The organism is Corynebacterium sp. HMSC074A01, from assembly GCF_001831515.1.
GTDB lineage: Bacteria > Actinomycetota > Actinomycetes > Mycobacteriales > Mycobacteriaceae > Corynebacterium.
Window position 1 is genome coordinate 298,124 of sequence record NZ_KV825630.1, and the last position, 17,451, is coordinate 315,574.

Genomic DNA, 17,451 nt, shown 5'->3' on the forward strand with positions numbered 1-17,451 from the left:
CGACAGCAGCTAAAAACGATGGACCGCTTTGATGCCTGCCTCATCGCCACGTGGATCAAGGACAACTTGAACGGCTGCACCTACGCCTCCCTCCATCACGAACGTAAAGTGGGCGGTATGAACGACCTCACCATCGCGCCCGGGCCAGGGATCCCCTGCGGTGTGGTCATCGCTGCCGCGGACCTGACGGAGCGGTTCGCAAGATCATCGGGGCCCGGCGGCCAGGGCGTCAACACCACAGACAGCAAGGTCCAGCTCTCTCTCGATGTCGAAGCGTGCGCATCGCTTTCCGACGCCCAACGTCAACGCCTCTTAACCAACCTCGAGCACCGCCTGGACGGCACTGTGCTCACCGTGAGCGCTTCGACTCGGCGGTCGCAGATCCGCAACCGCGCGGAAGCACGACGCCGCATGGCCGCCCTCCTGCGCGAAGCGCTCGCCCCACCTCCTCCACCGCGGCGGAAGACGAAGCCGACGCGGGCCTCGGTGCGGCGTCGTCTCGAGGCGAAGAAGCGGCGCTCGGAGCTCAAGTCCACGAGGCGACGACCGCAGATTCCCTAGTTCCTCCTTCGCTGGTGCTGTGTAGCGGCCAGAGCCGGGAATGCCACTGTCACTGGATGGAACCTGTGTACCCTTTGGGTGTCATTGACGCCCGACGTTTCGCACGGCACCGCTCGGACTGGTCCCGCGCGACGATCGGGTGCCTCGAACGCCGCAGCACCACCGTCTTACGCGCAGCCACGAAGCCAGAACATGTTCCGGTATTGCGCGAGCTCGGCGTGTTTGACCAACTTGTGCACGAGAATCATGCCTTCGACAACACCCTCGACGCGTTCGCCCACGCCCGGCTGCATCAGGCGCGCATTCAGCAATAGGATTTATGCCACACAAAAGCGGGCGCGAATGCATTAAACGTCCTGCCTGCTACCCCGCGTTCTACCGGTCCGACCACCTGCCGACGCACGATACCTGGACGCCGATGTGAGCGTAATTGCTTGGCGCGTAGCATTGGTGACATGCGCATTTTCACCGTGGGCCACTCCAACCTCGAGTTCGAGGACTTCGCTGAAATGATCAAGGCTGCCGGTGTGACATCCATCGTGGATGTGCGCAAGCTGCCCGGGTCCAGGAAGTACCCGTGGTTCAACGGCGACCACCTTGCCGAACACCTTCCCACATGTGGCATCACTTACAGCAGAAGCGAGGGCCTAACCGGACGACGCAACGTGTCCCACTCGGTGCCGTTTGAGGTTAACGGCAACTGGCGTAACCGCAGCTTCCACAATTACGCCGACCATGCGCTGGGTGAGGAGTTCTCCGACGCGATCTCGCAGCTACGGGCGAACGCCGCCGAAACCCCCACCGCGATCATGTGCGCCGAGGCGGTGTGGTGGCGCTGCCACCGGCGTATCATCGCGGACCACCTCATCGCCCACGGTGACGAGGTTGGCCACATTATGGGCCTGGGTGCAGCCGGGGCGAAGGTGAACGAGGCAACGCTCAACGACGGCGCTGTCATCGGCAACGATCTCCTCGTGCGCTACCCCGAGCGGGGCTAGCGCGTACACCAGAGGCCAGGGGGTGCGGAAACTCGGACTACGACTCAGTCAGCCACGGCATCATCCTCGGCCTGACCTACGACTTGTACCCATAGAGGATTCGCCACCGCCGCACCGCTGGACCGGCAGTACCCCAACATGTTCCAGCCAGGCTCCGCCCTGCCGGTCTTCCCCATGGTGCCCGAGCTGCGTAAGCACATTTTCTACGGCTCCGGCACCCACGCTTCTGCCGAGCAAACCGCCAAGGACGGGCTCAACCTGATGTCCTCCACCCTGGTCTCCGAGACCACCGCTCAAACCCTGGGCGAAATCCAGGCGGATCAGATCAGCCGCTACCGCGCCGCGTGGAAGAAGGCGGGCCACGATTGGACGCCGCGCGTGTCGGTGTCCCGCTCCGTCTTCCCCATCGTCGACGGCGCGGACATGCAGTTGTTCGGCATGCAGGCCTCCGGCTCCGATTAGGTGGGCATGCTTCCCGACGTCGGCGCCTCCACCTTCGGCCGCACCTACGCCGCCGAGCCGGACAAACTCATTGAGCAGCTCAATGCCGACGCCGCAGTCATGTCCGCCGACACCCTACTCATCACCATCCCCACCGGGATGGGTGTCGACGTCAACGTGAAGATCTTGGACAACTTCGCCACGCATGTCGCCCCCGCGTTGGGTTGGCAGCCGAATCGCGAAGGCCCAGTTACCGGCTACCCCATCGACTAATTCCTGCAGGTCGCAAGCTCTTTGCTTCAACGTCAGTTCAGTGCGTGTTGAATAGTTCAGTAATTACTGTATAGTTCAGCACATGCTGACTATTGCTTCACGCCTCGACGTCATGAACCGGCTCGGCCGGGCCATGGCGGATCCGACGCGCTCCAGAATCCTGATGACCCTACTCGACGGCCCGAGCTACCCGGCTGTGCTTTCGCGCGACCTGGACCTGACCCGCTCGAACGTTTCGAACCACCTGACCTGCTTGCGTGACTGCGGCATCATCGTCGCCGAGCCGGAGGGCCGCAAGACACGCTACGAAATCGCCGATCCGCACCTTGCGACAGCGCTCAACGCGCTAGTGAACGCGACGTTGGCTGTCGACGAAAACGCCCCGTGCATCGACCCTGAGTGCTCGGTGCCCGGCTGCGACGGGAAAGGAGCGGACGCATGAGTTCAGCATGTGGATGCGAACACGAACCAGCCACGGAGATCGAAGATCTCGATCGACCATGGTGGAAGGACCCCGAGTTGCTACTGCCGATCTTCTCCGGTGTAGCCCTCTGCATAGGCCTGGCGCTGGGCTGGTCCGGGCTAGAGGCACCCGCGACAGTACTGTTCTGGGTCAGCCTGCTGCTAGGAGCGTATACGTTCGCGCCCGGCGCAGTACGAAACCTTGTCACGAAGCGCAAGCTCGGCATTGGCTTGCTTATGACAATCAGCGCGGTCGGCGCGGTGATCCTTGGTTACGTCGGAGAGGCCGCGGCGCTGGCGTTCCTGTACTCGATCGCCGAAGCGCTTGAAGACAAGGCGATGGACCGGGCCCAGGGCGGACTGCGGGCACTGTTGAAGCTGGTACCGCAGACCGCGACGGTGCTGCGCGACGGCACGGCGGTCGAAGTCGCAGCGAAGGACCTCGTGACCGGCGAGCTGATGCTCGTGCGCCCCGGAGAGCGGATCGCCACGGACGGCATCATTCGGTCTGGGCGCTCCAGCCTTGACACCTCAGCGATCACCGGAGAATCCATTCCGGAGGAGGTCGCGCCCGGCGACGAGGTGCCCGCGGGAGCGATCAACTCCGCCGGCGTGCTGGAGATTGAGACGACCGCAGCTGGAACGGACAACTCGCTGACCACACTCGTGGACCTGGTCGAGCAGGCGCAGGCGGAAAAGGGCCACCGCGCCCGGATCGCCGACCGGATTGCCCAACCCCTAGTGCCCGGGGTGATGATCCTGGCGGTGCTGGTCGGCGTGATTGGCTCGCTGCTGGGCGACCCCGAGACGTGGATCACCCGCGCGTTGGTGGTCCTGGTCGCAGCGTCGCCGTGCGCGCTGGCAATCTCCGTGCCGCTGACGGTCGTGGCCGCGATTGGCGCGGCCAGCCAGTTCGGCGTGGTCATCAAGTCCGGCGCTGCGTTCGAGCGGCTCGGCGGCATCCGTCACCTGGCGGTGGACAAGACCGGAACCCTTACCCGCAACCAGCCCGAGGTTACCGACGTGGTCCCGGCAGACGGATTCGATCGGGCGCAGGTGCTTGCCTTCGCGGCGGCAGTTGAGCAGCAATCGACGCACCCCCTCGCTGCGGCGATCGCGGCAGCGGTGCCCGAAGCGCCCGTCGCCCAGGACATCAGCGAGGAAGCCGGACATGGCATCGGCGGCACCGTCGAAGGTCGACGGGTGCTAGTGGGCAGCCCCCGGTGGATCGACGCCGGGCCACTAAAGGCAGACGTTGAGCGCATGGAGTCCGAGGGCCAAACCTGCGTCCTTGTCACCGTCGATGACGCCCTCTCCGGGGCGATCGGGGTCCGCGACGAGCTGCGGCCCGAGGTGCCCGAAGCCGTGCAGACCCTGCACGCCAACGGCGTGGAAGTGAGCATGCTCACCGGCGACAACGCTCGCACCGCCCGGGCGCTGGCTGAAATCGCCGGAATCGACGACGTGCGCGCTGAGCTTCACCCAGAGGACAAGGCAAGCATCGTCGCCGAGCTCTCCTCCAAAACACCGACGGCGATGATTGGAGACGGCATCAACGACGCTCCTGCGCTGGCGGGCGCGACGGTGGGCATAGCGATGGGAGCAACCGGCTCTGACGCCGCAATCGAGTCCGCTGACGTCGCCTTCACCGGCCACGACCTCCGGTTGATCCCGCAGGCGCTGCAGCACGCCCGGCGAGGCAGCAGGATCATCAACCAGAACATCGTGCTGTCTCTGGCCATCATCATCGTGCTGATGCCACTGGCGATCAGCGGCGTGCTGGGCCTGGCTGCCGTCGTGTTGGTTCACGAGGTCGCCGAAGTGATCGTGATCTTGAACGGCCTGCGGGCCGCACGAGCGAAGCGCTGAGACACACCTTCGCCCAGCGCGCTGGCTCTCCAGCGCGGATCTTAGAAGGATCGAGCTGCTCAGGGACCAAGCGTCGCCTCAAAACTTTTGATGCCGAGTTTCATCGGCACGGCCCGCGACTACCTGGGTAGTGTGTTTGGCAAAGGGCCCGACACCCATCAGGGTAGCCGAGCCGTCGCCGGTCCAGTTGCCGTAACCCACTAGATGTAAATTCTTCGACGCGGTTTCGCGGCCGCGCATGAGGTGGCGGAATGGGCCGAGGGCCGGACGGAAACCAGTGCACCAGATCAGATGATCGTGGTCGAGATCGTTCAAGCTATCGACGATGGGGGTAGCGGTGAGCTGGCCGGAATCACCACCGACCACCGCGACCTTCGCGCCGCGGAATGGTTCGGGACCGGGGTAGGTCGACGAGGCCATTGGCGTCTGCGGAAGGTACCGGGATGGTGGGGCACGAAGGGCGCGGACCACGTGCCTGTGGCCGCGACCACGTGCTCCACCGTGAATTGACCGTCGGTCGATAACATGGCGTGTCGGCGGGTACCCCGGGTGCTGCGGCGGAGAAAAGCGTCAGTGAAGGCCACGCGTGAACCACGCTCCGCCCTGCGTTCCACGTTGAATTTGAAATCGACGAATTGTCGGAAGAATCTAACCTCTCCCTAGCCACCAAGTCCTTTTCCGTATTACGATTATCTGCATGAAAACTATCAACGGGAAGCTAGTCAGCGAAGAGCAAATCGATGCGTGGGTAACCGAAGCCGAGAAAGGCTACGACGTAGAGACACTTCGTCGACGTGGAAGGAAACCTCGAAACGAAGATGCTGCGAAGGTTATCTCCATTCGGCTTTCCCCCGGGGAGATATCGGACCTCGACAAGTATGCGGCTGCAAACGGATGGTCACGCTCTCAGGCAATCCGCGAAGCGCTAAAGAATGCTATTTAGAAATGGACGTACGCCGAAGCGCCACGAAACACGGCATCAAGCCAGAAGACACAGTTACCGCCGCGACATCAGGTTGTGTTTTTAAGGCCCCGCTCGACGAAGATCACCCTCAACGGGAACTGCGCCTCGGGTTCGACAGCTCAATGAGGCTGCTCGAGATTGTCGTACTCATCTGGGACGACAGCACCGAAACGGTCATTCACTCCATGAAGGCACGCAAACAGTACCGCGCCCTGCTCGACTAGTCACGCATAGTTTCAAAGAAACCTTTCGCGAAAGACAGTAAGTAAATCCAGAGAAACAACAGGGCACGGTGGGGCACCTGCTGCGCGGTTTCTAATCCCACTGCGGGTTGCCCACGTCCACACCTTCGGCCGCCGCGTGGGCGGTGACCAGCTCGAGCAGGTAGTCCTGCGCGCCGCCGTAGGCTTCGTGGAAGCGCGCGTCGTCAACGTACATGCGCGCGAGGATGAGCTGGCGAGCCGGGGTCACCTCGTACCACTGGGCGATGCTTGCACGGTGGCGCTCCACCAGTGCTTCGGCTTCCTCGGAGCCGGGGTCCACGCCGGAATCGCGTGCGGCGATCAGATCCGCGGCGAGCGCGTCTTGTTCTTCCTGCAGACGTTTGAAGTCACCTTCGCCCATATGAGCGAGCTTTTTCTGGGACTGCGCCCACTCCGGGGTATCACCCCAGCGCTGCTCCGCCTCCTCCTCCTGGTAGGCGGGCATATCTTCGCCGAGGTACTTCTTCATTGCGTCCATGTCGGTCGATCCTTTCGTTGCGTTGTCAATGAGGTGCTGGACAGATGTGAGTTGGGCGTCGAGCGTGCGCCGTCGAGAAGCGAGTGCTTCTTGGTGGTGCTTGAGGGCGCGGGTGAGAGCGGCTCCGGAGGCGTCGAGAAGCTGCGCGATCTGCGCAAGCGGCACGCCGACTCCACGGTAGAGGGCGATGGCCGCGCCGCGCTCGAGGTCCGCATCGCTGTAAACGCGGTGGTCGGCCCCACGTGCGCGCGGGTGTGATGAGGCCGAGCGCCTCCCAGTGGCGCAGCGCCTTGGTGGAAACGCCGAGGGCTTCCGCGGCCTCGCCGATCGTGTATTCGATACCATCTACCATGGTTACGATTGAACAGCTTGCCGCAGGGGCAAGTGCAAGTTGGAAGCATTAATGGACGAAATCCGCGTCGGCGACGCCGAGCGTTCGAAAGCTCTGGACCAGCTGGGCACACTGTTCGCAGACGGTCACCTGGACGTTGGGGAGTTCGAAGAACGCACAGATCAGGCCGTAGTTGCGCGCACGCGCGGGGAGCTTTCCATGCTTTTCGACGCCCTCCCGGCCGAACCGGTCTCACTGAAGAAGCGGACGCCGTCCAAGCTCGAGCTGGATGAGAAACTCGCCGCCGAGCGACGCAAGGAGCTTGGGAAATAGCCGAGAGTTTCCTGCGCCCACCGGTTAGAGTGGGCGCATGCATTTGCGTCGTGCGTTCGCGCTTGTTGTAGCTAGTTCTGTCGGGGTGGTTTCGGGTTGCGCCGGAGGTGGCGCGCCCGAGATCGTGGTGGTCACGTCCACCCAGTGGGTGGACCCGGATTCGAGTGAGGTTGTGGAGTCTGCGGAGGTTGCAGAGCCTGGCGGGGATACGGAGGCACCGGCGGATGCGGAGGCACCGGCGGATACTGCGGAAAACCTGCCGGTAGTCGTCGACTCGAACGGTGACCTGCTCGTCACCGGCAACGTGGAGGCATGGTCGACCGAACAGGCCCGGAAGGGCCGCCCCACTCCGAGCGACGAAGACCCGAACAACGTGTACTACGTGCTGGTCTTCGACTCCCCCGTCAACATCACGGCAAATAAGGCGGGAAGCCAGGTCGCCCAGGAAAGCCCCTTCGCTCGCCTCGGATCCGTGCAGCACTGGGATTTCGGAACCTCGGACAACACCAATGGCTGGGACGAGTACGTAGGAAAGCGGGTGTGGCTGCGGGTTTCACCTAACCATTTCTCGTACTCGTCCGACGCAAGCCTGCCCTTCGGCAGCCAGCTCATGCTCGACGACAACGCCGAAGTGGGCATTGAAGTGCTAAATTACCCCCCTTTAAACAACCGCACTCCCGACAGGACGGTGGGGCCATGACCAGCTAGATCGCCCAGTGCGTCATCGTCGATTTGGCCGCCGTTCTCCGACATCAAGCGCTGCCGCAAGACGTCTGGGAAGGTACGTCCCAAGGCATCCTCAGCAGCACGGATTCGTGATTCATCAACAGGAAAGCCCCTACGAGCAGGATAATGGACGCTCCAGGCCTCCGCTACTGGAATCAATGCTGTGGGACCGGACGCAACAGCCCGCCGCCCCAGGGTGAACGTAGGGTGTTTGGCATGCAGGACCTGACCATCGCACCCGGCCGGGGTATCCCCGACGGCCTCGTCGTCGCCGCTGCGGACTTGTCGGAGCGGTTCGCGAAGGCATCGGGCCCGGGCGGCCAGGGCGTCAACACCACCGACAGTAAGGTGCAGCTCTCCATCGACATCGCGGAATGCGCATCGCTTTCCGACACCCAACGCCGCCGCGCCCTCCACAACCTCGAACACCGCCTGGACGGCACGGTGCTCACCGTGAGCGCGTCGACGCAGCGCTGGCAGATCCGCAACCGTGCCGAAGCGCGGGAACGCATGGCCACCTTGTTGCGCGAGGCACTCGCCCCACCACCTCCCCCGCGGCGCAAAACGAAGCCGACGCGCAGCTCGGTGCGACGCCGTCTCGAAGCGAAGAAGCGGCGCTCGGAGTTGAAGTCGACGAGGCGTAAGCCCCGGCGCTAAGTTTTCAGCGCGTTGCCGACCCCACCCCCGGTAAAACCGCATGCACATCGACGGCGGCGCCACTGAACGCGAAGCCCTAGTGGAGCGCGTCAGGATGTTGGGTGCCACTGAACTCGGCAGCCATGAGGCACCTGGACTTGTTTGGACCGTTATGCAGGATCCAGAACGCAACAAGTTTTTGTGTAGGCAGCCGAACTGCGAAAATATGGGGTATATGGGGATGTTTATGGGGTAAGCGGCATGATGCACGACTCAGACCGTTGACATTTGCTTAGCCTTACCTTAGTCTTTCCAGCGTTCCTACAACTAAGCTTAGGCTTACTTACCAAAAGGGGAAGTTTTGAAGCTTTCACAAAAGATCGGTGCAACCGTGGTTGCACTCGCCACCACGATCGGCCTGGCTGCCTGCTCCGACTCCGGCAGCACCACCGCCAGCACGGCATCCTCTGAGGTTGCCACCTCGGCCGCAGCGGCGGAGAAGCAGACGTCAGCACGCACTGCGGACGCAGCGCTGACGGTGAAGGATGCGGCGGGCCGCACCATCGAGTTCGCGGAGATGCCGGACCGCATCGTGCTGGCTGAGGGCCGCGCAGCCTACGCCACCGCCCTGCTGCAGGAAAACCCGCTGGACAACATCGTTGCGTACGGCCAGGACCTAGTGAAGAACGCGGGCGCGTTCCGCGATAAGCTCCTCGAACTGCAGCCGGAAGCGAAGGATCTGCCGGCGATCGGCATGATCCAGAAGGGCGACGTCACCGTTGAGAACCTGCTCGCGCAGGACCCAGACGTGGTCATTATGACGCTCGACCAGAAGAAGGCCGCCGAAGAGTCCGGCATGATCGCGGACATGGATGCCGCCGACATTACCTACGCCTACATCGACTTCCGCCAGAAGCCGCTGGAAAACACAACCGTATCCATGCAGCTTCTGGGTGACCTGCTCGGCCAGAGCGAACGCGCCGCGAAGTACAACGAGTTCTACGACGCAAAGGTCAAGGAAATCTCCGAGCGTACAGCAAAGATTGCCGAGAAGCCTGACGTACTGCTGTGGACCGCGGCCGGCTACAACGAGTGCTGCGCCGTCGCAGGCAACGTGCACCTGGGCACCTTGGTCACCGCAGCCGGCGGCCACAACCTCGGCCCAGAAGTCCTCGGCCCGGAAACTAAGACCATCACCCCTGAGAAGATGATTGAGCTCAATCCAGAGAAAATCATTGTCACCGGCGGCGAGTGGGCGCGCGACCCGAACAAGACCGACCTCTTCCGTCACGTCGAGATGGGCTACCAGTCTAATGCCGAGCTGGCGAAAGAAACTAGCAGCGGCCCGCTGCAACTGCCCGGCTTCGAGCTGCTCGAAGCGCCGAAGACCGGCAACTACTTCGCCGTGTACCACCAGTTCTACGACAACCCGTTCAACGTCTTCGCGCTTGAAGCCTTCGCCAAGTGGATCCACCCGGAGGAGTTCGCTGACTACCACCCCACCAAGGACTTCATCGAGTTCCACAAGGAGTGGATGCCGTTCGAGTACAGCGGCGTGTTCTTCTACGATCCTGCGAACCCGGACGAGAGCTAACCCATGACAACTCGAGTATCCGCGCAGCCCGCCGCAAACGTGGATGCTCGCCAGGCCGCGATTACGAGCTACCACAAGCGCGGGCGCAACAAAGCGTTCGCCATCGTGGGGCTGGTCATTGCGGCTTTCGCGAGCTTCCTCGTCGCCGTCATCGTCGGCCCCATCGACATCGCACTTGCCGACGTCTACAACGCCGTTTTCCACCCCGAGTCGGTGGAGTATCAGACCCGTGTGGTCATTCGCACCCTGCGCTTGCCCGCTGCGGTGATGGCACTGCTGTGCGGCGCCGCGCTCGGCCTCGCTGGCGGGCAGATGCAGACCATCTTGGACAACCCCCTTGCCGAGCCCTTCACCCTCGGTATCTCGGCGGCAGCCGCGTTCGGTGCGGCGATCGCCATTGTGATGGGCTGGACGCTCATCCCGAACCCGCAGTTCAACCTGGCGCTCACCGCGGCGATCGCAGCACTTCTCGCCGTCGCTATCGTGGCAGCGGCGTCCGTGTGGCGCGGCGCCACCGCCGAATCGATGATCCTCCTCGGCATCGCGCTGAGCTTCTTCTTCCAGGCCCTGCTCTCGCTGCTGCAGTACAGCGCCAACATCGAAGCGCTCCAGCAGATCGTGTTCTGGACCATGGGTTCGATGCAGCGCGCGAACTGGACCGCGAACGCCATCCTCGCTGTGGTGGTCGCCGCAGCGATCCCCTTCTGCGTAGTCAACTCCTGGCGCCTCACGGCGCTACGGCTTGGCGACGATCGCGCTGCTGCCCTCGGCATCGACGTCAAACGCCTGCGCCTCACTACCCTGCTTGTGGCATCCTTCCTGGCCGCCTCGGCGGTCGCGTTCACCGGCATCATCGGCTTCATCGGCCTTGTCGGCCCCCACGTCGCCCGCATGCTGGTGGGCGAGGACCAGAAGTTCTTCCTTCCCGGCGCGGCAGCCGCGGGCTCGATGCTGCTCAGCGTGGCTTACGCAGTATCGCTCTCCATCATCCCAGGGCTAGCGATCCCCATCGGCATCATCACCTCGCTGGTCGGCGTGCCGTTCTTCGTCTTCCTCATCTTCACCCGCGCACGAAAGAGGGGCTAACCGTGGCAATTTTCGCTAAGCACCTCACCGTCGGCTACGGCCGTACCACGATCATCGACGACATGACCTTCGGCCCGCTGGAAGAAGGCAAAGTCGTAGGGCTTATCGGCCCAAACGCCGCCGGCAAGTCCACGCTGGTGAAAACCATCGCGGGGATTAAGAAGCCGTCGCAAGGCACCTGCTCCATCGTCGTCGATGGGTGCGAAGTCACCGGCAAGTCTCGCACCACCGCCATCGGCTACGTGCCCCAAGACATGCTGACTACCGCGTCACTCACCGCGTTCGAGTCCATCATGGTTTCCGCGAAGCGCCGCGGCGCGGTCGATGCTGATCCAGTCGCGGCAACGGCGGACATCATGGAGCGGCTCAACATCACGCACCTCGCCGACCGCATGGTCTCCGACATGTCTGGCGGCCAGCGCCAGTTGGTCGGCGTCGCGCAGATGCTCGTGCGCACCCCGAGCGTCTTACTTCTCGACGAACCCACGTCCGCCCTCGATCTGCGCCACCAGGTGCACCTGCTTGAAATCATCCGCGATGAAGTGGCGGGAACCGACAGGCTTGCCCTGGTTGCAATCCACGACCTCAACCTCGCCGCACGTTTCTGCGACGAGCTGCTCGTGGTCAAAGCGGGCCGTGTCGTGGCGCTGGATACCCCGGCCGCGGTGCTCAACCCTGAGCTCCTCAACGAGGTCTACGGCATTAGCGCCCGCATCCTCGACGACGACGGCGTGCCGGTCATCTGCCCGGTGTGAATGCGTGGGCCCAGATCCGGCCCGGCCAGTTCATGTCCGGGTTCCAGGGACGCATCGCTGGGGCTAGCTTCGCGTGGGAAGTCGAGCGCGACGCGGTGCCCCCTGACTACACGTAACTATACGTTGAACTTGAACTCGACGGTATGTCGTTGCAAAGTTACCCCCTCTCGTTAACACCATCAAAAGGAGTGTTATTCAATGAAAGCGATCGGCTTCTTAAGCTTCGGGCATTACGCCTTCGGCAGCTAGTGCGGGCCATCTGCGGAAAAGATCGCCAAGACTCATCTGGAGATCACCCAGGCTGCGGACGAAATCGGCGTGAACAACGCGTCCTTCCGAGTCCACCACTTCGCGCTGCAGGCCTCCGCCCCGATGCCGCTGCTGTGTGCTATCGCGGCCACCACCAAAATCATCGAGGTGGGCACCGGCGGCATCGATATGCGCTAGCGCATATCGGGGTTGTAGCGTTTGAGTCATTGACTCCCGCCGTCTACAAGTACCTACACACTTGATCGGTGCTGCACGTTTCAGGATCCGGGTGCGCGGCGTCCTGGCTAAGGTCCGCGATAGTGTCGCGCAGCACGGAGAGCTGCGCGATCTGCTGCTCGATCTCAGCGAGGCGCACGTCAAGCAGGTCGCGCACGTGCTCGCAGGGCGCATGGCCGCCGTCGCGGATGTCGAGGATCTGGCGGATCTGGGCGAGGGTGAGGCCCGCGGCCTGGCCGCGGTGGATGAAGTCGATCCGAGCGACCGTCTCGGGCGCGTAGTCGCGGTATCCGGACGGCGTGCGCTCGGTCGGGGGTAGAAGGCCCTGTTCCTCGTAGAAGCGAAGGGTCTTCGCGGTAGTGCCCGCCCTCTCGGCGAGTTCTCCGATCCACATTGCTGTCTCCCTCCGTGGCCGCGCTTGACCTTCCCCTGCACTGGAAGGTCCAGTATGGCTGAGACAGAGCAGAAAGCCAAGAGTTGACAGGAGTAGCGATGCCTACGAAGTACGATCTCGCCATCATCGGATCGGGAGGCGGCGCGTTCGCCGCTGCGATCCGCGCCAGCACGCTCGGGAAGTCGGTGGTGATGATCGAGCGCGGGACGCTCGGCGGCACCTGCGTGAACACGGGCTGCGTCCCGTCGAAGGCGCTCATTGCCGCGGCCGGCGCGCGGCACGTCGCGGTCGACGCCGCAACCCGGTTCCCCGGGATCGCGACGACGGCGGATCCCGTCGACATGCCCGCGCTGATCGCTGGGAAGCAAGCGTTGGTGGAGTCGCTGCGCGGCGAGAAGTACGCCGACGTCGCCGACTCCTACGGCTGGCAGGTCCTCCGCGGCGACGCCTCGTTCGTGGGCACCCCTGATGCGCCGGTTCTCGATGTTGCCGGATCCGACGGAAGCGTCGAGACCATCGAGGCCCACCACTACCTGGTCGCGACTGGTTCTCGCCCGTGGGCACCGCCGATCGACGGCCTGAAGGAGACCGGATACCTGACCTCGACCACGGCGATGGAGCTGACGGAGGTCCCCGAGTCGCTGCTGGTGCTCGGCGGCGGCTACGTCGCCCTGGAGCAGGCGCAGCTGTTCGCCCGCCTCGGCTCGCAGGTCACGCTGCTCGTGCGGTCCCGGCTCGCCTCGAAGGAGGAGCCGGAGGTGTCGAAGGCGCTCCAGGAGGTGTTCGCCGACGGGGGCATCCGCGTCGTCAGCCGCGCAGTGCCCACCCGGGTCTCCCGCGGCACGGGAGGCGAGGCCGTCGTGACCGCCGCCTTGTCCGGCGGCTCGCAGGAGTTCCGCGCCGACCAGGTCCTGGTCGCCCTCGGACGCCGTCCCGTCACCGATGGCCTGAACCTCGATGCGGTCGGGGTGAATACCGGAGACTCCGGCGAGGTGGTCGTCTCCGACCGGCTGCAGTCCTCGAACCCGCGGGTCTGGGCCGCGGGCGACGTGACCGGGCACCCCGAGTTCGTCTACGTCGCCGCCCACCACGGCACCCTCGTCGCCGAGAACGCGTTCGCCGACGCCGACCGGTCCGTCGACTACGCCCGCCTGCCGCGGGTGACGTTCACCGGGCCCGCGATCGGCGCGGTCGGGATGACCGAGAAGGACGTCCTCGCCGCGGGGATCCACTGCGACTGCCGCGTCCTGCCCTTGCACCACGTGCCCCGCGCCTTGGTCAACCGCGACACCCGCGGGTTCATCAAGATCGTCGTGAACGCCGAGACGAAAGAGATCCTCGGCCTGACCGCCGTCGCCAAGGACGCCGGGGAGCTCGCCGCCGCAGGCGTCCACGTGCTCGGCAGGACCGTCGCCGAGGTCGCCAACGCCTGGGCCCCCTACCTGACCATGGCCGAGGGCATCCGGATCGCCGCGAAGGCCTTCACCACCGACCCGTCGCTGCTGTCGTGCTGCGCATGAACGGCAACGCAGGCAATCGGGGAGATCTCATCCTGAAGCAGACGATGAGCGCCGATCAGGACCGCGACGAATGGCGCGCCGGTCCCGTCGTCGCTGCAGTGACCGGGCTGCTCTTGCTGGCATGCTGCGCGCTTCCGTCGCTGCTCTGCTGCGGCCTGCCGTTCATCGCGGCGGGCGGAGCACTCGCAGGCGTCGGTGGGCTCCTCGGTAATCCCTGGATCATCAGTGCCGGGACCGCCGTCGTGATGGCAGTCATGGCGGGGATGCTCGTCAGGCTACGGCGGCGGCACCGGCGCCGCAGGTCCGGCTGCTGCGAAAATCTTTCGACCGCTGATCGGAACCGGTAGTTCGAGCGGATCCAGCGATCACTGCCACCTGCGGAGGCCGCTGAAATCGAAGCCCGACGGGAGAAGGAGGAGCCAAAAGCGTTCGAATCAACCGGTGACGAGGATAATACTGAGGCTGGATCCCGGCCGTCGCGACGCGGTCTCCGCTTCCGCCGAGACGAGAAAGGGTTGTGGGCACCTAGGCTGGGCGGCATGAACGACATGACCATAGCGCCCGGCCCGGGGATCCCCGACGGTGCGGTCATCGCCGCCGATCTCGCGGAGCGTTTCGCGAAATCGTCGACTCCGGGCGGCCAGGGCGTCAACACGACGGACGGCAAAGTCCAGCTTTCCATCGATGTCGCGGAATGCGCATCGCTTACCGACGCCCAGCGTCACCGTATCTCGCGCAACCTCGAGCACCGCCTAGACGGCTCCGTCTTTACCGTGACTGCGTCGACTCAGCGGTCTGTGTTTCGCTAGTGGTCCTCTCGCCTGCACCTGCGACACAGCCTCGTGCCCCCGGGCCGTAGCGTTCGGGGGAGCACAATAGCCCCAGTCCTCATCACGTCCCGGGATCAAAGAGTTCATCGCAGAGGTTAAGCACTACACGTTGAACTTGAACTCGACGGAGTGTCGTCGATAAATAACTATTCGATGCGCAAAGTACAACGAAATACCGCTAGAAACAGACAACATATGGGGGTGCACAGAAACACATATAGGTTCTGCGGAAAACCTATAGGGTGCGTCGCTAAAAACCGCTGTGCGCGAAAAACATAAAGGGTTTACGGACCCGGTCCCAGACCCCTCAATACTCTGAGCCGGAAGAATGGAAAGTGGAAGGTTGATGTATCCCCACTATTTTTTTCCCTTTTTCGGAGTACATCGGGAGCTACAACTGCGGACCAGCTCTGTGTGAACTAGATGAGAAGGCGCAGCAGCGAATCATCGACGCTGGACAGTTGGTGCTGCGGGCACGCGAGCGGCACCCCCAGCGGTCACTCGCGGAGCACTACAACCCGTTATCGATGGACCCAATTCTGCTCAAGGACCACAACAACTTGGACCGGGAAGTCGATAAGGCTTTCGATGTGGCACGCAAACTCACCAACGAGCGCCAGCGCCAGGAGCTACTGTTCGCCAGCTACGGGGAGTTGGCGAGGGGCTATGTCTCCTCGCTTTCATCAAAATCGAAACCACCAGCAGGGTCGTTCCCCGTGCGGGTGATTTTGATCGGTCCCGCTGCTGGGTGTAGAACCCTGTCGCTGGCAACGCCGGGAACTATGACTGTGCCCGACGAGAACACGTCACTGCCATAACGCGGCTCACGGTAGACGAACATGGGTCGTTCACTACTACTGGTGGATTTCGGTTTTGGTGGTGGGGGGATTACCGCCGCCGGCCTCGATTTTTCCGTTGAGGAGGGCGTTGACTACTTCCCGATTGTGAAATGGGCCGATGGCGCGGTGAAGAGGAACCAGTCACCTGGAAGAGATCGATCCAGTCGTTGGTGTGCAATCTGGGAGGTAGGGTTGCGGGGTCGATTCCTCGCGAGCGCAACCATGATTGTGTCTCTGAACGTGATGAAAACAACCCTGCCCTTCGGAGAATTTCCCCTATCCCGCGTCCCCGGGCAGTGAAAACGGTGTGCACCATCGCCTGAAAGGCTTTGCGCTGCTCTATCGGAATCTTCGGGTCACCCACCCGGCGGATCACTAAGATCCCCCCGTCAACGTTTGGCTGTGGCCGGAAAGCAGACCTTGGTACCCGAGAACCCAGGTGAAATGTGAACCATGGGGACCACTGAGCCGTCATCATCGTGCTTGCGCCTACCCCGGCCCGGCGGCGAGCGACTTCCCACTGCATGAGGAGTACAGCGTCAGTCCATGCTGGCGCATGCAGCAACTTTCGAAGAATGGCAGTGGTGAGGTGAAAGGGAATGTTTCCCACAATGACGCAGGGAGTGGCGGGTAACCGGAAGTTAAGGAAATCATCATGGACCACTTCGACCGACGCCGAGGCGGTCTTTTTTGTGAGTTTGGCAGCTAGTTTTGCGTCCACTTCAACTGCCGTTATCGCCCTCCCCAAGTGGGCCATCGGGTGAGTGAGGGCACCGCTTCCTGGTCCGATCTCAATGATGGGGCCGGAGGTTTGTTTTACAAGATCGACGATGGAGTTGATGATCTTGTGGTTGGTGAGAAAATTTTGGCCATGCTCGTGACGGCCGTGTCCGTATGCAGACATCAGGTGTGCTCCTTGGATTTGAAAGGGAGCCGGGCATGACAAATGGCCGCCCGGCTAAAGGACCGGAGCGGTTTCTAACCTGCGGGAGGGAGAAAACCGCCTTAGCGGCTGGTGAGCGGCCGCATGAAAACGGAACCTGAAATCAACATGGGCCTATCGTATCCAATTAATTTCGCAGGGTCCAATACGGTGAGAAAGAAGACAACCGCACCGCAACAGTGCAAGACCTCTCTGGATTGGAATTTAATTGAACATGGGTTTGGGGTACGACGCGCCCTACTCGGAGTGGCACGGACACTACGGCTGCGCGCCCACACACAACAGTAAAGAGCTCGGCAATGCACAGACACGTAACGAGAGCGCCACAAATGTATGTACGTTTAAGTTACAGCATCGACACTGACGCTCCACATGGAGGGACGGCCGCAGCCCTGCAGCAAGCACACGGCAGGGTGTCTGCTTCGGGCGACGTGAAATTACGCAGAAAAATACGAAACACATCACCGCAGGTCACGGTAGGTATTTGCGGGTCATTTCGTAATCTCGTAAACGAAAAGAACAAAACTACGAAACACAAAAACATACGTTGAGCAGCGTAAATGGTTTTCGTTTCGTAATTTTTCCACTTTTTGAAGAAAATCTAAATAAGAAGAGACACCTTGATTGCGATTGTGTCCCGTGTCACATAGCTGCAACCCCTGCAGCGTG

General features: G+C 62.7%; 22 protein-coding genes and 4 pseudogenes. 21 read left to right on the forward strand and 5 right to left on the reverse strand.

Annotation, left to right across the window (positions count from 1 at the left end):
* The first annotated feature begins 117 nt into the window (after nucleotides 1–117).
* From arfB (HMPREF2550_RS11135) to HMPREF2550_RS11155, 6 genes and pseudogenes are all read left to right on the forward strand, one after another.
* The gene (gene arfB, locus HMPREF2550_RS11135; protein ID WP_070791170.1) at nucleotides 118–561 is read left to right on the forward strand and encodes an alternative ribosome rescue aminoacyl-tRNA hydrolase ArfB; all 444 of its coding nucleotides are present in this window, start codon (nucleotides 118–120) and stop codon (nucleotides 559–561) included.
* A gap of 74 nt (nucleotides 562–635) precedes the next feature.
* A complete protein-coding gene (locus HMPREF2550_RS11950; RefSeq protein ID WP_231910344.1) occupies nucleotides 636–875 on the forward strand; it encodes a hypothetical protein in 240 nt (79 codons plus the stop codon).
* A gap of 141 nt (nucleotides 876–1,016) precedes the next feature.
* Complete coding sequence (locus tag HMPREF2550_RS11140) at nucleotides 1,017–1,559, forward strand: DUF488 domain-containing protein (protein ID WP_038589590.1); 543 nt, start codon at nucleotides 1,017–1,019, stop codon at nucleotides 1,557–1,559.
* Between the two features lie 96 nt (nucleotides 1,560–1,655).
* Nucleotides 1,656–2,273, forward strand: a pseudogene (locus tag HMPREF2550_RS11145) (alkane 1-monooxygenase); the annotation flags it as partial.
* A gap of 82 nt (nucleotides 2,274–2,355) precedes the next feature.
* Nucleotides 2,356–2,715, forward strand: coding sequence for a Cd(II)/Pb(II)-sensing metalloregulatory transcriptional regulator CmtR (locus tag HMPREF2550_RS11150; protein ID WP_038589587.1), 360 nt, complete (start codon nucleotides 2,356–2,358; stop codon nucleotides 2,713–2,715).
* Nucleotides 2,712–4,604 (forward strand): heavy metal translocating P-type ATPase, encoded by a 1,893-nt coding sequence (locus HMPREF2550_RS11155; RefSeq protein ID WP_070791114.1) that lies wholly within the window; start codon nucleotides 2,712–2,714, stop codon nucleotides 4,602–4,604. Before HMPREF2550_RS11150 ends, HMPREF2550_RS11155 begins: the two co-directional genes overlap by 4 nt.
* Before the next feature lie 78 nt (nucleotides 4,605–4,682).
* Here HMPREF2550_RS11155 and HMPREF2550_RS11955 read toward each other — a convergent pair whose 3' ends face one another.
* Nucleotides 4,683–5,024, reverse strand: coding sequence for a hypothetical protein (locus HMPREF2550_RS11955; protein ID WP_070763128.1), 342 nt, complete (start codon nucleotides 5,022–5,024; stop codon nucleotides 4,683–4,685).
* Between the two features lie 277 nt (nucleotides 5,025–5,301).
* Here HMPREF2550_RS11955 and HMPREF2550_RS11960 point away from each other — a divergent pair, with 277 nt between their 5' ends.
* Together HMPREF2550_RS11960 and HMPREF2550_RS11165 are read left to right on the forward strand one after the other, a co-directional pair.
* Complete coding sequence (locus HMPREF2550_RS11960; RefSeq protein ID WP_083317030.1) at nucleotides 5,302–5,547, forward strand: ribbon-helix-helix domain-containing protein; 246 nt, start codon at nucleotides 5,302–5,304, stop codon at nucleotides 5,545–5,547.
* Between the two features lie 2 nt (nucleotides 5,548–5,549).
* Nucleotides 5,550–5,792, forward strand: a complete 243-nt coding sequence (locus HMPREF2550_RS11165; protein ID WP_038589581.1) for a hypothetical protein — start codon at nucleotides 5,550–5,552, stop codon at nucleotides 5,790–5,792.
* 91 nt (nucleotides 5,793–5,883) lie between these two features.
* Here HMPREF2550_RS11165 and HMPREF2550_RS12505 read toward each other — a convergent pair whose 3' ends face one another.
* Nucleotides 5,884–6,309 (reverse strand): TipAS antibiotic-recognition domain-containing protein, encoded by a 426-nt coding sequence (locus tag HMPREF2550_RS12505; RefSeq protein ID WP_246819812.1) that lies wholly within the window; start codon nucleotides 6,307–6,309, stop codon nucleotides 5,884–5,886.
* Between the two features lie 33 nt (nucleotides 6,310–6,342).
* Here HMPREF2550_RS12505 and HMPREF2550_RS12510 point away from each other — a divergent pair, with 33 nt between their 5' ends.
* Nucleotides 6,343–6,567: a hypothetical protein gene (locus HMPREF2550_RS12510; protein WP_236620834.1), complete on the forward strand. Its 225-nt coding sequence runs from the start codon at nucleotides 6,343–6,345 to the stop codon at nucleotides 6,565–6,567.
* A 22-nt stretch (nucleotides 6,568–6,589) separates the two neighbouring features.
* Here HMPREF2550_RS12510 and HMPREF2550_RS12515 read toward each other — a convergent pair.
* Nucleotides 6,590–6,661: pseudogene (locus tag HMPREF2550_RS12515) on the reverse strand (hypothetical protein); the annotation flags it as partial.
* A gap of 51 nt (nucleotides 6,662–6,712) precedes the next feature.
* Between HMPREF2550_RS12515 and HMPREF2550_RS11175 the strand changes: the two are divergent.
* The 8 genes and pseudogenes from HMPREF2550_RS11175 to HMPREF2550_RS12640 all read left to right on the forward strand — a co-directional run.
* The gene (locus tag HMPREF2550_RS11175) at nucleotides 6,713–6,973 is read left to right on the forward strand and encodes a DUF1707 SHOCT-like domain-containing protein (protein ID WP_051904786.1); all 261 of its coding nucleotides are present in this window, start codon (nucleotides 6,713–6,715) and stop codon (nucleotides 6,971–6,973) included.
* A gap of 37 nt (nucleotides 6,974–7,010) precedes the next feature.
* A complete protein-coding gene (locus tag HMPREF2550_RS11180) occupies nucleotides 7,011–7,673 on the forward strand; it encodes a hypothetical protein (protein ID WP_141760598.1) in 663 nt (220 codons plus the stop codon).
* A 242-nt stretch (nucleotides 7,674–7,915) separates the two neighbouring features.
* The gene (gene arfB / locus HMPREF2550_RS11185) at nucleotides 7,916–8,356 is read left to right on the forward strand and encodes an alternative ribosome rescue aminoacyl-tRNA hydrolase ArfB (protein WP_070791118.1); all 441 of its coding nucleotides are present in this window, start codon (nucleotides 7,916–7,918) and stop codon (nucleotides 8,354–8,356) included.
* Nucleotides 8,357–8,450: 94 nt separating this feature from the next.
* A complete protein-coding gene (locus HMPREF2550_RS12635; RefSeq protein WP_366106173.1) occupies nucleotides 8,451–8,591 on the forward strand; it encodes a VOC family protein in 141 nt (46 codons plus the stop codon).
* Between the two features lie 105 nt (nucleotides 8,592–8,696).
* The gene (locus HMPREF2550_RS11195) at nucleotides 8,697–9,929 is read left to right on the forward strand and encodes an ABC transporter substrate-binding protein (RefSeq protein ID WP_070791120.1); all 1,233 of its coding nucleotides are present in this window, start codon (nucleotides 8,697–8,699) and stop codon (nucleotides 9,927–9,929) included.
* Between the two features lie 3 nt (nucleotides 9,930–9,932).
* Nucleotides 9,933–11,015 carry a FecCD family ABC transporter permease gene (locus HMPREF2550_RS11200; RefSeq protein ID WP_070791121.1) on the forward strand — a complete coding sequence of 361 codons (1,083 nt, stop codon included), beginning with the start codon at nucleotides 9,933–9,935 and terminating at the stop codon, nucleotides 11,013–11,015.
* A 2-nt stretch (nucleotides 11,016–11,017) separates the two neighbouring features.
* Nucleotides 11,018–11,770 (forward strand): ABC transporter ATP-binding protein, encoded by a 753-nt coding sequence (locus HMPREF2550_RS11205; protein WP_038589569.1) that lies wholly within the window; start codon nucleotides 11,018–11,020, stop codon nucleotides 11,768–11,770.
* Nucleotides 11,771–11,968: 198 nt separating this feature from the next.
* Nucleotides 11,969–12,214, forward strand: a pseudogene (locus tag HMPREF2550_RS12640) (alkane 1-monooxygenase); the annotation flags it as partial.
* Nucleotides 12,215–12,260: 46 nt separating this feature from the next.
* Here the strand turns inward: HMPREF2550_RS12640 and HMPREF2550_RS11215 are convergent.
* Complete coding sequence (locus tag HMPREF2550_RS11215; RefSeq protein ID WP_005290994.1) at nucleotides 12,261–12,650, reverse strand: heavy metal-responsive transcriptional regulator; 390 nt, start codon at nucleotides 12,648–12,650, stop codon at nucleotides 12,261–12,263.
* A gap of 98 nt (nucleotides 12,651–12,748) precedes the next feature.
* Between HMPREF2550_RS11215 and merA the strand changes: the two genes are divergently transcribed.
* The 4 genes and pseudogenes from merA to HMPREF2550_RS11235 all read left to right on the forward strand — a co-directional run bounded on the left by merA (nucleotide 12,749) and on the right by HMPREF2550_RS11235 (nucleotide 15,818).
* On the forward strand, nucleotides 12,749–14,170 hold the full coding sequence (gene merA, locus HMPREF2550_RS11220; RefSeq protein WP_070452615.1) for a mercury(II) reductase: 1,422 nt from the start codon (nucleotides 12,749–12,751) through the stop codon (nucleotides 14,168–14,170).
* Entirely contained in the window at nucleotides 14,167–14,517 is a 351-nt protein-coding gene (locus HMPREF2550_RS11225) for a hypothetical protein (RefSeq protein ID WP_070791172.1), read from the forward strand. Before merA ends, HMPREF2550_RS11225 begins: the two co-directional genes overlap by 4 nt.
* A 192-nt stretch (nucleotides 14,518–14,709) precedes the next feature.
* Nucleotides 14,710–15,099, forward strand: a pseudogene (locus HMPREF2550_RS11230) (peptide chain release factor I).
* Between the two features lie 365 nt (nucleotides 15,100–15,464).
* The gene (locus tag HMPREF2550_RS11235; RefSeq protein ID WP_371441188.1) at nucleotides 15,465–15,818 is read left to right on the forward strand and encodes a type IIL restriction-modification enzyme MmeI; all 354 of its coding nucleotides are present in this window, start codon (nucleotides 15,465–15,467) and stop codon (nucleotides 15,816–15,818) included.
* Between the two features lie 70 nt (nucleotides 15,819–15,888).
* On the opposite strand, the gene erm is transcribed toward HMPREF2550_RS11235, so the two are convergent.
* Nucleotides 15,889–16,743 carry a 23S ribosomal RNA methyltransferase Erm gene (gene erm, locus HMPREF2550_RS11240; RefSeq protein WP_070791124.1) on the reverse strand — a complete coding sequence of 285 codons (855 nt, stop codon included), beginning with the start codon at nucleotides 16,741–16,743 and terminating at the stop codon, nucleotides 15,889–15,891.
* Nucleotides 16,744–17,451 lie beyond the last annotated feature (708 nt).

Coding starts and splice junctions, on each gene's coding strand:
- HMPREF2550_RS11200 (WP_070791121.1), top strand. CDS start 9,933: ATGACAACTCGAGTATCCGCGCAGCCCGCCGCAAACGTGGATGCTCGC.
- erm (WP_070791124.1), bottom strand. CDS start 16,743: ATGTCTGCATACGGACACGGCCGTCACGAGCATGGCCAAAATTTTCTC.
- HMPREF2550_RS11165 (WP_038589581.1), top strand. CDS start 5,550: ATGGACGTACGCCGAAGCGCCACGAAACACGGCATCAAGCCAGAAGAC.
- HMPREF2550_RS11140 (WP_038589590.1), top strand. CDS start 1,017: ATGCGCATTTTCACCGTGGGCCACTCCAACCTCGAGTTCGAGGACTTC.
- merA (WP_070452615.1), top strand. CDS start 12,749: ATGCCTACGAAGTACGATCTCGCCATCATCGGATCGGGAGGCGGCGCG.
- HMPREF2550_RS11215 (WP_005290994.1), bottom strand. CDS start 12,650: ATGTGGATCGGAGAACTCGCCGAGAGGGCGGGCACTACCGCGAAGACC.
- HMPREF2550_RS12505 (WP_246819812.1), bottom strand. CDS start 6,309: ATGGACGCAATGAAGAAGTACCTCGGCGAAGATATGCCCGCCTACCAG.
- arfB (WP_070791118.1), top strand. CDS start 7,916: ATGCAGGACCTGACCATCGCACCCGGCCGGGGTATCCCCGACGGCCTC.
- HMPREF2550_RS11225 (WP_070791172.1), top strand. CDS start 14,167: ATGAACGGCAACGCAGGCAATCGGGGAGATCTCATCCTGAAGCAGACG.
- HMPREF2550_RS11955 (WP_070763128.1), bottom strand. CDS start 5,024: ATGGCCTCGTCGACCTACCCCGGTCCCGAACCATTCCGCGGCGCGAAG.
- HMPREF2550_RS11155 (WP_070791114.1), top strand. CDS start 2,712: ATGAGTTCAGCATGTGGATGCGAACACGAACCAGCCACGGAGATCGAA.
- HMPREF2550_RS11960 (WP_083317030.1), top strand. CDS start 5,302: ATGAAAACTATCAACGGGAAGCTAGTCAGCGAAGAGCAAATCGATGCG.
- HMPREF2550_RS11175 (WP_051904786.1), top strand. CDS start 6,713: ATGGACGAAATCCGCGTCGGCGACGCCGAGCGTTCGAAAGCTCTGGAC.
- arfB (WP_070791170.1), top strand. CDS start 118: ATGAACGACCTCACCATCGCGCCCGGGCCAGGGATCCCCTGCGGTGTG.
- HMPREF2550_RS11150 (WP_038589587.1), top strand. CDS start 2,356: ATGCTGACTATTGCTTCACGCCTCGACGTCATGAACCGGCTCGGCCGG.
- HMPREF2550_RS12635 (WP_366106173.1), top strand. CDS start 8,451: ATGTTGGGTGCCACTGAACTCGGCAGCCATGAGGCACCTGGACTTGTT.
- HMPREF2550_RS11180 (WP_141760598.1), top strand. CDS start 7,011: ATGCATTTGCGTCGTGCGTTCGCGCTTGTTGTAGCTAGTTCTGTCGGG.